Consider the following 14,219-nt stretch of genomic DNA (forward strand, 5'->3'; position numbering starts at 1 on the left):
AGGACCCCACAGGCGCTCCTGAGTACCTGGCAAACCAAAACTGACAACGCTCGCAGCCTAGCACGGCTACGGCGGTCGGGATGGCGATCAACGGACGACTTGCGCAAGAACTCCCCGGACCCCCGGCGAGCGGCCACGCACGGGCACGCCGGTCAATGTCCGGCCTCCGGGAGACCGCCGATCAGCGCGGCGAGCGCCTCGGCGTCCGGCAGATCCGCCGGGCGCGCGGTCACCCCGTCGCGGACGTAGTGGAAACCCGCCCGGACGCGCGACAACGGCACTCCGGCCAGTGCCGCCCACGCGATCCGGTACGCCGCCAGCTGCACCGCCGCAGCCGACGCCGTCGCGGCCGACGGAGGCCGCCCGGTCTTCCAGTCGATCACGTCGTAGCGGCCACCCGGATCGGCGAACACCGCGTCCATCCGGCCCCGGACGACCACCCCCGCGACCGTCGTGGCGAACGGCACCTCCACCTCGACCGGAGTACGGTGCGCCCACTCCGAGGCCAGGAACGCCGCCTGCAGCTCGGCAAGCTCCTCATCGGCCGCTGCATCGTCGTCGGCCGCGCCGGGCAGCTCGTCGACCTCGAGCAGGCGCACCGACCCGAACCGCTGCTCCAGCCACGCGTGGAACGCCGTACCTCGGCGCGCGTACGGGGTCGGGCGCTGCGGCATCGGGCGGCGCAGCGTGCGGGCCAGCGCCTGCGGGTCCCGGCGCAGCACGACAAGCTGGGACACCGACAGGTGGGCGGGCACCGCGACCTCGAGCGGGCCGCCACGGCCCTCCTGCGCGGCCCGCTCGGCCAGCAGCAGATCCGCCTCACGCCGCCACCGCGCCACCTCCGGATCGGCGGCCGCCTCGGGCGCGGACTCTGCATCGGCTGGTGCCCCGGGCGGGGTCTCTGGGGCGGCGATGAGGCGGCGGATCAGGTCGGCGGCTGCGGCCATCGCCGGACGGCGGGCACCGAGCGGGTCGGCGGGCCACTCGGCAGTGGCGACGAGGCGTCCCCGGGGATTCTCCGCGTCCCCGACGGGCTGCGGCGCCCACGTGTCGACCACCCCGGCGCCGTTGTCGCAGGCGGCGCGGACCTCCTCCAGGAACACCGACGGGCCGCGAGGCCGTTTCACCCCGTCACCCCACCAGTAGCCGGAACAGAGCAGCAGGCGGCGGGGCCGGGTGATCGCCACGTACGCGAGCCGGCGCTCCTCCCGCTCGTCGTGCTCGCGCCAGGACCGGCCGAACGCCGTCAGCGCCGCCATCGCCTCCTTCTGGTCCCCGGCCGATGTCAGATCCAGCCGGGGCAGGCCGTCGGCGTCGCCGCGCAGCGGGAACGGCAGGACGCCGAGACCCCGCAGGTAGTGGTCGGACCCACGGGTCGTCCCCGGCCACACGTCCCGGGTCAGCCCGGCGACGGAGACCACGTCCCACTCCAGCCCCTTGGCGGCGTGCGCGGTGAGGATCTGGACCGCCCCCTCGACCACGTCGACCTGCCCCGGGGTCAGCCCGCGCTCCTCCTCCTCGGCTGCGGCCAGGAACGCCAGGAACCCGGCGATCGTGCCGCCGTCGGTCTCCGCGGCGTACCGGGCGGCCACGTCGCCGAGCGCGTCCAGATGCCCGCGCGCCAGCCCGGCGTCCCCGGCGGCCCAGCCGCGCACCGCGACCTCCACGTCCAGCCCGATGGTCCGTTCGATGTCCGCGACCAGGTCGGGCAGGGGCTGGTCGAGCCGGTGCCGCAACTCGCTCAGCTCCCAGCCGTACGCGCGCAGCCGGGCGTACCCGCCGGCCGAATACTGTTCCGGCGCGCCAAGGTCCGCCATCGCCTCGACCAGGGTGGCGTCGTCGAGCCGGTCGGCCACCACGTCCTCGGGCCGCGGCACCCGCGCCGCGCGTCCGGGTCGCTCGGCGGCAATGGCCCGGGAGCGCCGGTGCAGGGCGACCAGGTCGCGCGGGCCGATCCGCCACCGTGCCCCGGTGAGCAGCCGCAGTAGCGAGGCGCCGTCCGTCGGGTCGGCCAGCACCCGCAGCGTGCAGACCACGTCGCGTACCTCGGCGGTGTCCAGCAGGCCGCCCAGGCCGACCACCTCGACCGGTAGCCCGCGGGCGCGCAACGCCTCCTCGATGACCGGAATCTGGCTGCGCACCCGCACCAGAACCGCGCTGGTCGGGCGGCGTTCGAGGGGGATCTCGGCCGCCGCGGCGTCCGGCATACCCGCCGCGGAACGCCACGCAGCCAGCATGCCGTCGGCGATCCACCCCGCCTCGTCGGCGTACGTGGGCAGCAACGCGCAGGCCACGGTACGGGCACCGACCCGCTCGGCCACTCGGGGCGCCGGGACCAGCTCGGCGACCCGGGCCCCCGCCGCCCGCAGCGGGGTGGACAGGGCGTTGGCCACCCGCAGGATCTCCGGCCGGTTGCGGAAGCTGCGGGTCAGGTTGAGCACCCCCGCCGGGCGCCCGCCGGGCCTGGTGAACTCGGCCGGGAAGCGGTCCAACGTGCCCGCGGACGCGCCCCGCCAGCCGTAGATGGACTGGCACGGGTCGCCGACCGCGGTGACCGGGTGGCCGCCGCCGAACAGCGCGTTCAACATCACCGCCTGGGCGTGGCTGGTGTCCTGGTACTCGTCGAGCAGGACGATGCGGAACCGGCCGCGCTCGCTCTCGCTGACCTCGGGATGGTCCCGGGCGACCCGGGCGGCGCGGGCCATCTGATCGCCGAAGTCCATCGCCTCCAGGTCGAGCTTGCGCCGCTCGTACGCCCGGACCAGCGGCAGCAGGGTGAGCCGCTGCCGCTGCCGCTGCAGCACGTCCGCGACGTCCCGGTAGACCCGCCCCGGCAGCTCCTGCACATCGGCGACGAACCGCTGCGTCCAGTCCGCCAGCTCGTCGACCGTGACCAGGTGTTCGGCCAGCTCCCCGGCGAGTGCGAGCACGTCGTCCGTGACCGTGCCCGGGGCCCGGTTGAGCCCGGTCATCTCCCCGGTGTACGTACGCACCAGCGAGTCGCCGATCTGCCAGCGGGCGGCCTCGGTGAGCAGGCGGGCCGACGGTTCGTACCCGGCGCGCAGGCCGTGCTCGGTGACCACCCGAGCCGCATACGAGTGGTACGTGGCGACGGTCGCCTCGCCCGTGAACGCCTCGTCGCGTCCCAGCCGCCGGACCAGTTGGCCGAGCCGGGTACGGATCCGGTGGGCCAGTTCCCCGGCCGCCTTCCGGGTGAAGGTCAGGCCGAGGATCTCGTCGGGGTGGGCGTACGAGTTGGCGACCAGCCAGACCACCCGCGACGCCATCGTCTCCGTCTTGCCCGACCCGGCGCCCGCGACCACCAGCACGGGCTCGACGGGCGCCGCGATGATCGCGGCCTGTTCGGGCGTGGGCGGGTGCAGCCGCAGCAGCCGGGCGAGCTCCTGCGGGGTGTACCGCGGCCCGGAGTCGGCGTGCCGCGGACGCCGGGACGGCACCTCAGCGAACAGGCCAGATTGCGGCTGACCAGGCTGCGCCCGGCCCGGTTGCGGCTGACCCAGTGGCGGCTGACCCAGTGGCGGCTGACCCAGTGGCGGCTGGCCCGGTGGCGGCTGGCCAGGGTGGGGTGGGCGCCGGTGGGGGCGGGTCATGGGACGGCCTCCGGTGGCGGCTCCACCACCTGGCGTCCCTTGCCGGAGACCGGGCAGGCGGTGCGCACCGGGCACACCCGGCATTTGGCGTTGACCACGGCGGAGAACGTCGCCGCGGCCATCGTGTCCGCGGTGCGCCTGACCATCGCGTACGCCCAGTCCGGGTCGTCGGCCTCCGCCAGCGGCGCCTGCATCTGCTCGCGGGCTTCCTTGCTGGGGCCGAGCTGCACCAGCGCCGCCCCACCGCTCTCGGACCCGTAGTCGGCGAACGCCCCGGCGTCCACCGCCGCCTGGTATCCGGCCAGCTGCGCGTGCTCGTCCACGTCGGATGCCGTGACGGCGGTCGACTTTCCGGTCTTGAGGTCGATCACCACCAGGCGGCCGTCGTCGTCCACCTCCAGCCGGTCCACCCGCCCGGTGAGCTGGATCGGCCGGGTCGGATCGTCCAGCCGGACCGTGAACTCGTGCTCGATCGCCAGCAGGCGGCGCGGGTTGCGGGCGAGCCAGCGCAGCAGCTTGTCGACCATGGCCTGTGCGCGTTCCTGCTCGGGCCCGGCCAGCCAGCATGCGGCCAGCTCGATCGCGTCGAAGCGTGCGGCGACGTACTCGACGAGTTTCTCCCGGTCCGCGTTTGCGTCCTCGGCCAGCATCGCCGCCGCGTGCACCAGGTTGCCGACTCCCTGCGCCGGGCCGGGCGGTGCGGCGCCACCGTGGCGTTCCAGCAGCCAGCGCAGGCTGCACCGGAGCGCACTGTCCATCGCGGACGGCGTGACCTTCACCGGGCGGCCCTCGTCGACCAGCGGCCGGTCGTCCGAGAGGGGACGCAGCCCCCACCACTGGTCGGGATGCGCGCCGGGCACCCCGGCACGGGCCAGGCGGGCCAGTTCGACGGCCGCGGCCTGCCGCCGGGCCGGGGTCGACCCGGCCGCCACGACCACGGTACGCAGCTCCGCCACGAGCGCGGCCAGGGTCAGCGCCCGCGGCGCCCGCCCCATCGGCACCGCGTCGCCGTGGCCGGTGGCCGGAGCCGACCGCTGCCGCGGCTCCCCGTCCCCACCATCCTGAGACCGAGCTGCCTCAGCCCCGGCCAAGCCCGTGAGCATGTCGGCGCCCTCGAGATCTTGGTCGTTTTCCGCCCCTATAGGGGCTGATTCCGTCCAAGATCCACCGGACCCCACCGAATGGCGCTCGGTCGGACGCAGCGGGCCAACGGGCGGACCATCCTGCGCGGACGGGCCGTCGGATGCAGGCGGGCCGTCAGGTGGGGACTGGCTGTCAGGTGCGGGCGGGCCGCCGGGTGGGGACGGGCCGTCGGGTGGGGACTGGCTGTCGGGTGGGGGTGGGTCGGCGTCGCCGCCAGGGGCGTCTGGGGATGCGAGTTCCGTCAGGAAGCGGCTGGGCTGCTCCTCGCCGTCGGTTCCGCCCACCCCTGCGGACGCGACCGCGGTCACCACGAGCCGCCGCCGCGCCCGGGTCGTGGCCACATAGAACAGTCGCCGCTCCTCGTCCAGCAACGCGGAGGTCTGACCCGCCACCGCGGCGGCACCCGCCACCGCCCGTCCCGCGAGGACGTCGACGAGCCGCTCCGAGCCGAGCAGGCTGCCGCGCAGCCGCAGGTCGGGCCAGATCCCCTCCTGCACCCCGGCCAGGACGACGACATCCCACTCCAGGCCCTTGGCCGCGTGCGCGGTGAGCAGGCGTACCGCGTCGCCGCGGGCGCCGGTGGGGGCGATCGAGTCGGCTGGCAGGTCCTGGCCAAGCACGTGGTCGAGGAAGATCTCGGTGCGGGCGCCGGGCAGCCGGTCCGAGAACCGGGCGGCGGCGTCGAACAGCACGACCATCGCGTCGAGATCCCGGTCCGCGGCCGCGGCGCGCCACTGCCGAGCCCGCTCTCCCTCCCCGCTCGACGCGACCCGAGCCGTCGCGGTCGACGCGATCCCCCCACCGCCCGGCGAAACCGACGCGGTCCCTGCGGTGCCGGGCGTGGGATCAGCGGCGCGCGGCGCGGTCGGCGCGGCTGCGGCGCTGCCGTCCGGGCTTGCGGGCGCTGCTCGGGCGCTCAGTGCCGACCAGCGTTCCGCGAGGCCGCTGGCCTGCCACACCGACCACAGCACCTGTTCCGCGCTGGCGCCCGGCGCTGCGGCGGCCTCCCGGGCGGTGGCCAGGAGCCGGGCGACATTCTGCGCCGGAACGGCCCAGCGCCGGTCGACCACATCCAGCGCCGCCGGGTCGCGTACGGCGTCCAGCAGCAGATCGCCGGACGGCCGCCGGTCGCCCGCGGCCAGGGCCAGCGCTCGCAGCCCCTGGCGGAGCCGGCGTTCGGCCAGCGGGTCGGCACCGCCCAGCGGCGAATGCAGCAGCGCGACCGCGGCCTCCTCGTCCAGCGCCCCGGGCTCCAGCGCGCAGCGCAGCAGCAGCAGGAACGGGGCGACCGCGGGCTGCAGGTGCAGCGGCAGGTCCTCGGCGTGGGTCACGGTCGGCACCCCCGCCGCGGCGAGGGCGCGTTGCAGCGCGGGCAGTTGCAGCGAGGTGGAGCGCAACAGTACGGCCATCCGCGACCACTCGACGCCGTGCAGCAGGTGAGCCTCGCGCAGCACGTGGGCGACGTACGCACTCTCGGCGGTCGGTGACCGGAACGTCCGCACCACCGCCCCGCGCTCCGGCCCCGCACCGCCGGCCCGAACGGGTTCGCGGCCCAGCGCCGCCCGACCGGCTCCAGCCACATCGAGTTTCGGCCCGTGCACCGGATCGCCAGGCACGGCTGCACCCGACACCACACCGCCCGGCGCCGCATCGTCGGAGGGCGGGAACAGGGGGCGGTGACGGATCGGCCCGCGCAGGCGCCGCGCCACCCGGCCCGTGGCCGCCAGCAGTTCGGGCGCCGACCGATAGCTGGTGTGCAGCGTGACAGTCTCGGCGGCGGCGCCGGCGGCGGTGCGGAAGCGATCCGGGAACTCGGCCACGACGCCGGGGGCGGCACCGCGGAAGCCGTACACGGAGGAGTCGGGGTCGCCGAACGCGACCAGCGGCGCGCCGCCGCCCGCGACCTGGGCCAGCAGCTCGATCTGGGCGGGGTCGGTTTCGGCCAGCTCGTCGACGTACACGTACGCGAGGCGGCGCCGCTCGGCCGCCAGCAGCGTCGGGTCGTCGGCCAGCAGCCCGGACGCGGCACGGACCAGCTCGGCCGGGTCGTACGCGGCCGAGCCGCGGGTGGTGACGTCCCGCAACGCCAGGACGGCCACGTATTCGCGCAGGAAGCGGGCGGCCGCGAGCCAGTCGTCGCGGCCCAGGCGTTCGCCGAGCCGGGCCAGCTCTGCCGCGCCGATGCCGCGCTCGGCGGCACGCTGCATGAGGTCGCGCAGTTGCTGGGCGAATGCCCGGGTGGGCAGCGCGGGCCGTAACGCGGGCGGCCAGCGGACCTCGTCGGGTGCCTCCTCGTCACCCACGGCGGCCAGCAGCTCCCGGATGATGAGGTCCTGTTCGGGACCGGTGAGCAGCCGCGGTGAGGGTTCGCCGCGTTCGGCGGCGGCGCGGCGCAGCAGGCCGAACGCGTACGCGTGGAAGGTGCGCACCAGCGGCTCGTGCACGATGCGCCCGGGGACCTGCGCGATGCGCGCCTCGATGCAGTCGCGCAGCGCCGCAGAGGCGCGGCGGCCGAAGGTCAGCACGAGGATCCGCTCCGGGTCGACCCCCTCGGCGACCCGGGCCGCGACGGCCTCCACCAGCGTGGTGGTCTTGCCCGTCCCGGGTCCGCCGACGACCAGCAGCGGCCCGCTGGTGTGCGCGGCGATCCGCCGCTGCAGCGGGTCGTGGCGCAGCGGCGCAGCAGCCGGGATGGGGCGCCGGACCAGGCGGTACGCCGGGCGGCGCACCGCCGGGACCGTCGCCTGGGTGCTCACGGCGTCAATCAGACCACGCCGGTACGACGTCGCCCCCGCTCAGGCCCCGCCGATCGGGTCATCCGGCGACGGCGGCCTCGATGGCGGCGAAGGCGGCGGGGATCGAGTCGGCCACCGTGATCTGTTTGAGGGCCGCCCGGCGCACGAACTCGGTCTCCGCGAGCCCGGCCAGCCAGCTCAGCAGGCCCTCGTAGAAGCCGTCCGGGTCGAGCAGCACGATGGGCTTGCGGTGCAGGTCGAGGGTGGCGGTCGTCCAGACCTCGAAGAGTTCGTCGAGGGTGCCGAGGCCGCCGGGCAGGGTGAGGAACGCGTCCGACCGTTCGATCATCAGGTTCTTGCGGGCACCCATGTCGCCGGTGACGATCAGCTCGTCGGCGGCGGTGTCGGCCACCTCGAGGTCGAGCAGGGACTGCGGGATCACGCCGAGGGTGTGGGTTCCGCCCGCACGGGCGCCGTCGGCGACCGCACCCATCATGCCGACACAGCCGCCGCCGGAGACGAGCGTGTGGCCGAGGCGGGCGAGTTCCCGGCCGGTGTCGCGGGCGAGGTCGAGCCAGCGCTGCTCGAGGGTGGTCGAGGAGGCGCAGAAGACGCAGACGGCGGCCACGTCACTGCGGCCCGGACAGGGCGGCATCGGCCTCCACGATGAACTGGACCGCCTCGTCGACGTCGTCCGTGACGTGCAGCAGATCCAGGTCGTGGGGGCCGAGTTTGCCGTCGGCCAGGGGTACGGACCGGAGCCAGTCGATCAGGCCGCTCCAGTAGTCACGGCCCATGAGGATGACCGGGAACCGGGTCACCTTCTTGGTCTGCACCAGCGTGATGGCCTCGAACAGCTCGTCGAGCGTGCCGAAGCCGCCGGGCAGCACGACGAACGCCTGGGCGTACTTGACGAACATGGTCTTGCGGACGAAGAAGTAGCGGAAGTCGATGCCGATGTCGACCCAGTCGTTGAGGCCCTGCTCGAACGGCAGCTCGATGCCGAGGCCCACGGACATCCCACCGGCTTCGGTGGCGCCGCGGTTGGCGGCCTCCATCACGCCGGGGCCGCCGCCGGTGATCACCGCGTACCCGGCTTCGGCGAGGGCCGCGCCCAGGTCGGCGGCCAGCTCGCATTCGGGGCTGTCGGGTTTACTGCGGGCGGAGCCGAAGACGCTCACCGCCGGGGGCAGGTCGGCCAGGGTGTCGAAGCCCTCGACGAACTCGGACAGGATGCGCAGCGCGCGCCAGGCGTCCTTGGTCTTCCACTCGCTGCGGTGGTGCGAGTCGAGGAGCTTCTCGTCGGCGGTGCTCGGCGGGATCGACTCGCGTCGCAGCGTCACGGCGCCCCGGTGACGCTCCGGAGGCGTCCCCCGCCGTCCGCTTGTGCTGTCCGTCATGGCACCCACCGTAGTTCGGACGGTCAGGACCGGTGAATAACCGGGCGGGTTTCGACAAGACGATTGCGACGTCGGAGTGTTTTTGCCAGATTGAAGCAACGGACGGTAGCTCTGCGGCGTCTGTACAGTCACGAACCCCACGGCAGGCACGGCGCCCGACCGCGGTCGGGCATCCGGGCAGAGGGAGCCACCGTGATCCGTTACGAGCGCGCGAAGATGCAGCGCCGCATGCAGCGGCGCATCCGTCTGGTGGTCGAGGAGCGCCGGATGGCGTTCGCCCAGCGGCCCGGAGGCCCCGCGGTCGATCCGGACGCCACGTTGGAGATTCCGCAGCGCGCGATCGGCCGCGTGCGCATCCCACGCCCCTGACCGCTACCGGGGGGCGAGCCAGCGGTGCAGGGTGGCCGCCCCGTCACGGATCTTGCCGATCTCCACGTGCTCGTCCGGCGCGTGGGCCAGCAACGGATCACCCGGGCCGTAGTTGAGGGCGGGCACCCCCATGGCGGCGAAGCGGGCCACGTCGGTCCAGCCCAGCTTCGCGGCCGGCTCGGCGCCGACCGCGGCCAGGAACTCGCGGGCGGGGGCGGCGGCCAGGCCGGGCAGGGCGCCCGGGGCCGAGTCGGTCTGCTCGACGTCGTAGCCCTCGAACACCTCGTGTACGTGCTCCAGGGCCTGCTTCTCCGTACGGTCGGGCGCGAAGCGCAGGTTGACCTCGACGGTGCACTCGTCGGGGACCACGTTCCCGGCCACCCCGCCCGCGATCCGGACCGCGTTGAGCCCTTCACGGTACGTACATCCATCGATGGTGACGGTGCGGGGGCGGTAGTCCTCGAGCCGCCGCAGCACCTCGCCCGCCGCGTGGATCGCGTTGACCCCGCGCCACGAGCGCGCGGTGTGCGCCCGCCGCCCCGTGGTCCGGATCTGCGCCCGCAGGGTGCCCTGGCAGCCGGCCTCCACCACCCCGTACGTGGGTTCCAGCAGCACCGCGAAGTCGGCGGCCAGCCACCCCGGGTGAGCCTGCGAGACCAGGTTGAGGCCGTTGTACTTCGCCTCGATCTCCTCGGCCTCATAGAAGAGATAGGTGATGTCGTAGCAGGGGTCGGGCAGCGTGGCGGCCAGGTGCAGGGCCAGCGCGACACCGGACTTCATGTCCGACGTGCCGCAGCCGTAGATGAGATCGTCGACCACAGTCGACGGGAAGTTGTTGTTCAGCGGGACCGTGTCGAGGTGCCCGGCCAGCACGATCCGCCGCTTGCGGCCGAGGTCGGTGCGCGCCATCACGGTGTGGCCGTGCCGCTCGGTGTGCAGGTGGGGTGCCTGCCGCAGAACCTCCTCGACGCAGTCGGCGATCACCTTCTCGTTGCGGGAGACCGACTCGATGTCGACCAGGGCCCGGGTGAGCAGGACGGGATCGACCAGTACGTCGGGGCTGAGCGGGTTCGCCATACGCGGCACGATACCGGCCGGTGGTGAATCGCCGGGCCGCGCCAAGTCGGTGCTGACCTTTAGTAGGGTGCGCCTCGTGCACACGGACATCTCCACCTCGCCTGCCTGGGGCATCGGCCTCGCCACCGTCACCGCCGAGGGCCAGGTGCTGGACACCTGGTTCCCGCCCGGATTCCTCGGCCTGGGCGGCGAGCCCGCCGAGGCGCCCGCCCTGCCCGCGGGCCTGACCGGACCGCGGCTGCTGCCGGGCCTGTCGACCGTCGAGGTACGGGTCACCATCGGCTCGCTGGCCGACCCGATCAAGGGCGCCTCGGACGCGTACCTGAGGCTGCACCTGCTGTCGCACCGCCTGGTGCGGCCCAACGAGCAGAACCTGGACGGCATCTTCGGCGCCCTGGCGAACGTGGCCTGGACCACCGCGGGCCCGTGCCCGGCCGACCGGGTGGAGGAGCTGCGGCTCATCGAGCGCGCGGCGGGCCGCCACCTGACCGTGTACGGGGTCGACAAGTTCCCGCGGATGACCGACTACGTGGTGCCGTCCGGGGTGCGCATCGCCGACGCGGACCGGGTGCGGCTGGGCGCGCACCTGGCCTCCGGCACGACCGTGATGCACGAGGGGTTCGTGAACTTCAACGCGGGCACGCTGGGCACCTCGATGGTCGAGGGCCGCATCGTGCAGGGCGTGGTGGTGGGCGACGGCTCCGACATCGGCGGCGGCAGCTCGATCATGGGCACGCTGTCCGGAGGCGGCAAGGACAAGATCCGCATCGGTGAGCGCAGCCTGCTCGGCGCGAACGCCGGGGTGGGCATCTCGCTGGGCGACGACTGTGTGGTCGAGGCGGGGTGCTACATCACCGCGGCGTCGAAGATCCTGCTACCCGACGGCCGGATCGTGAAGGCCCGCGAGCTGTCCGGGTTGGACAACCTGCTGTTCTGGCGCAACTCGCAGTCGGGTGCGCTGGAGGCCCGCCCCCGCAAGGGCACCGGCATCGAGCTGAACACCGCACTGCACGCCAACGACTGAAGCCACGTCACGTCACACGCCCCTGGCCGGTTATCGGCCGGGGGCGTGCGTGGTTAGAGGACTGTCGACCGGTTTGCCCGCCTCGACTACACACGAGGGCGTGTGTATAGAAGAGAGGCGATGATGCGGAAAACGATCGTGGCCGCCGGGCTGGCGGCGGCGCTGGTGTTGGGCACGGGGGCGCAGGCGTGGGCGGATCCACCCGAGCCACCCGCGGCGGCGCACCTGCCGTCCGGGTGGTCCTTCGAGGACGGCAGGCTGACCTGGCAGGCACCGCAGCGGGTGCCGATGGGTGACGCGGCCGTCGAGTTCTACTCCGGCGACCGGCTGCTCGGGCGGGCCCGGCCGCAGCGGGACGACCGTACGTTCGCGCTCGACGTCGGCGCGGTCCCTCGTCTGGACGGCCTCCAGGTCCGGGCGGCCGGCCGGCGCCTCGACGCCGGGGCGCCCGCGGCCCGGCTGGGCAAGCGCAGCGCTCCGCCGCCACCACCACGGCAGTTGCCGCCGAACCCGGCCGCCGCGGTGGACCCGGGCCGCCCGGGCCCGTACGCGACGGTCACCGGCGAGTACGACCTGACCGGCGTGAAACTGCCCGACTTCCCGCAGAAGGTGGAGATGCGGGCGGTGGTGGTGGCGCCCAAGGGCGCTGCGGGACGGCGACCGCTGGCCCTGCTGCTGCACGGGCGGCATGCCACCTGTTTCCACGGCGCCGACGAGGACAAGGTGACCGGCGACTGGCCCTGCCCGGCGGGCACCGAGCCGATCCCCAGCTACCGCGGCTACCTGCAGGCGCAGCGGCTGCTGGCCTCGCAGGGATACGTGACCATGTCCATCTCGGCCAACGGCGTCAACGGCCAGGACTTCGCGGCCGAGGACGGCGGGGCACAGGCCCGGTCCTCGCTGGTCCGGCTGCACCTGGCCCACTGGACGGACTGGGCTGGCAGCGGCCGCGCGCAGGCGCCCCCGATCGTGCGGGCCGCGCCGCCCGCCGACCTGTCGAAGGTCCTGCTCATGGGCCACTCGCGCGGTGGCGAGGGGGTGAACCGGGCCGCACTGGACAGCCTGTCCCCGCCCCCGGCGGCCCGCGACGGATACCACGGCAAGGCGCGCTGGACGATCCGCGGCACCCTGCTGGTCGGCCCGACCATCTTCGGGCAGAACCCCACCCCGGACGTGCCGTCGGCCACGATCCTGCCGGGCTGCGACGGAGACGTCTCGGACCTGCAGGGCCAGATGTACGTGGACGCCACGCGCGGGGTCGGCACCGGCCGGGCTCTGCACAGCGCCGTGTACGTCGTCGGCGCCAACCACAACTTCTTCAACACGGAGTGGACCCCCGGCCAGGCGGCCGCCCCGGCGTGGGACGACTACTCCACCGAGGACGATCCGCTGTGCTCGGCGGGCAAACCGACCCGGTTGACGAAGCCACAGCAGCAGACTGTGGGGGCGACGTACCTCGCCGCCGCGGCGCGGCTGTTCGTGGCGGGCGACGACCGGGCCCGGCCGCTGCTCGACGGCAGCGGGCTCCGCGCGCCGTCGGCCGACCCGGCCCGGGTGTTCACCCACGCGCTGGGCGGGGCGCGTACCCCGCTGCTGGTGCCGGAGGAGAAGACGAAGGTCAGCGGCGCGCGGGTGTGCGCGGAGTCGACCGACGTCGCCGCGGACGCCTGCCTGGACCAGCAGGCCGTCACGGCCACGTCGCCGCATTTCGTGCCGTTCGTGGTGCCCGAGGCGGGCCGGTACGCGGTCCGGCTGGACTGGTCCGCGCCGGGCAGGCAGGCGACCGTGCGGCCCGCGCGCCCGGTGACGCTGGGCGGCGCGCGGCAGCTGGCGTTGCGGATCGTGGTCGCGCCCAACACCACCGGCACGCCGTTCGCGGTGGCGGCGACGGACCGGGCGGGCAGGCGTACGGAGCTGGGCACGGTCACGGTGGACGGGATGCCCGGCACGGACTACTCGGCCGCGTACTGGGGCCGGGAGGTCCGGGTGGCGGTTCCGGCGGGGCTGCGCGACGTCGCGGCGCTGCACCTGACCCCCACGCAGGGTTCCGGCGCGGCCTGGTTGGTCGACGCGTGGGCGTGGCGGCCCGGCTCACCCGCGCCGCACCCGGCCGCGCTGCCGCGCGTCGACCTGGGCTCGCTGACCGTGCAGGAGGGCGACAAGGGCACGAAGACGTACACGATCCCGGTGCGGGTGTCCGGGCACGGCTCCGGTGCGGTGCGGCTGTTCCTCGGCGACCCGGTGACGTACCGCCCGGTCTCGTGGGTGGCGCAGGTCAAGCCCGGAACCCGCAGCATCCGGGTGCCGGTCAAGGTCGCGGGCAACACGCGGTACGGCGAGGACCGTGAGCACGTCCTGGGCGCCAAGGCGGTGCGCGGTCTGGTGGTCGGCGGGTACGCCGGTGGGTTGAAGGTCCGCGACGACGACCCGCAGCCGAAAATCACCGTGACTCCGGTGGCCGACCGGGTGGCCGAAGGCGGCACGCTGTCCTGGAAGGTCACGTCCTCGGCCCCGGCCGACACCCCGCTGTACCTGCAGTTCGCGCCGAAGCCTCCGGCGGCCGGGGCGGAACTGTCCAGCACGGACGTCGCCGCGGACTGGTTCACCACCAACTCGGGTGAGGAGCCGGAACCGTCGCGGCCGCTGTCGGGCACGCAGTTGCAGCCGTACGTGGTGCTCGACGCAGGGGCGACCTCCGGCGAGTTCACCGTGCCGACGGTCAAGGACAGCGCGACCGAGCCGGACGAGCATGTCCAGTTCACGGCGGGGCTGCTGCCCCGCGAGTTCGGTGACCCGATCCCGCTCGGCACGCTGACGGGCACGGTCACGCCGTAGTGCGTTCGGGCGGGGCGGCGGATCT

The 14,219-nt window shown here is 74.3% G+C and carries 8 protein-coding genes; 3 read left to right on the forward strand and 5 right to left on the reverse strand.

Translation table 11 applies throughout. The annotated features are described in order from the left end of the window. Positions 1–152: 152 nt before the first annotated feature. From ACMCNO_RS30355 to ACMCNO_RS30370, 4 genes are all read right to left on the reverse strand, one after another. A complete protein-coding gene (locus ACMCNO_RS30355; protein ID WP_412752847.1) occupies positions 153–3,458 on the reverse strand; it encodes an ATP-dependent helicase in 3,306 nt (1,101 codons plus the stop codon). Between the two features lie 149 nt (positions 3,459–3,607). After that, positions 3,608–7,510, reverse strand: coding sequence for an ATP-dependent helicase (locus ACMCNO_RS30360; protein WP_412752848.1), 3,903 nt, complete (start codon positions 7,508–7,510; stop codon positions 3,608–3,610). Between the two features lie 58 nt (positions 7,511–7,568). Beyond that, positions 7,569–8,117 (reverse strand): TIGR00730 family Rossman fold protein, encoded by a 549-nt coding sequence (locus ACMCNO_RS30365; RefSeq protein ID WP_412753864.1) that lies wholly within the window; start codon positions 8,115–8,117, stop codon positions 7,569–7,571. Position 8,118: 1 nt separating this feature from the next. Beyond that, on the reverse strand, positions 8,119–8,889 hold the full coding sequence (locus tag ACMCNO_RS30370) for a TIGR00730 family Rossman fold protein (protein WP_412752849.1): 771 nt from the start codon (positions 8,887–8,889) through the stop codon (positions 8,119–8,121). A 192-nt stretch (positions 8,890–9,081) separates the two neighbouring features. Between ACMCNO_RS30370 and ACMCNO_RS30375 the strand changes: the two genes are divergently transcribed. Further along, the gene (locus tag ACMCNO_RS30375; protein WP_412752850.1) at positions 9,082–9,258 is read left to right on the forward strand and encodes a hypothetical protein; all 177 of its coding nucleotides are present in this window, start codon (positions 9,082–9,084) and stop codon (positions 9,256–9,258) included. Between the two features lie 3 nt (positions 9,259–9,261). On the opposite strand, the gene dapE is transcribed toward ACMCNO_RS30375, so the two are convergent. Next, a complete protein-coding gene (gene dapE / locus ACMCNO_RS30380) occupies positions 9,262–10,335 on the reverse strand; it encodes a succinyl-diaminopimelate desuccinylase (protein ID WP_412752851.1) in 1,074 nt (357 codons plus the stop codon). Positions 10,336–10,411: 76 nt separating this feature from the next. On the opposite strand from dapE, the gene dapD reads away from it, so the two are divergent. Both dapD and ACMCNO_RS30390 read left to right on the forward strand, forming a co-directional pair. Then, positions 10,412–11,359: a 2,3,4,5-tetrahydropyridine-2,6-dicarboxylate N-succinyltransferase gene (dapD, locus tag ACMCNO_RS30385; RefSeq protein WP_412752852.1), complete on the forward strand. Its 948-nt coding sequence runs from the start codon at positions 10,412–10,414 to the stop codon at positions 11,357–11,359. Positions 11,360–11,479: 120 nt separating this feature from the next. After that, entirely contained in the window at positions 11,480–14,194 is a 2,715-nt protein-coding gene (locus ACMCNO_RS30390) for a hypothetical protein (protein WP_412752853.1), read from the forward strand. The last annotated feature ends 25 nt before the right edge of the window (positions 14,195–14,219 follow it).

Origin of the sequence: Krasilnikovia sp. M28-CT-15 (genome assembly GCF_047159595.1) — a bacterium.
Taxonomy (GTDB): Bacteria; Actinomycetota; Actinomycetes; order Mycobacteriales; family Micromonosporaceae; genus Actinoplanes.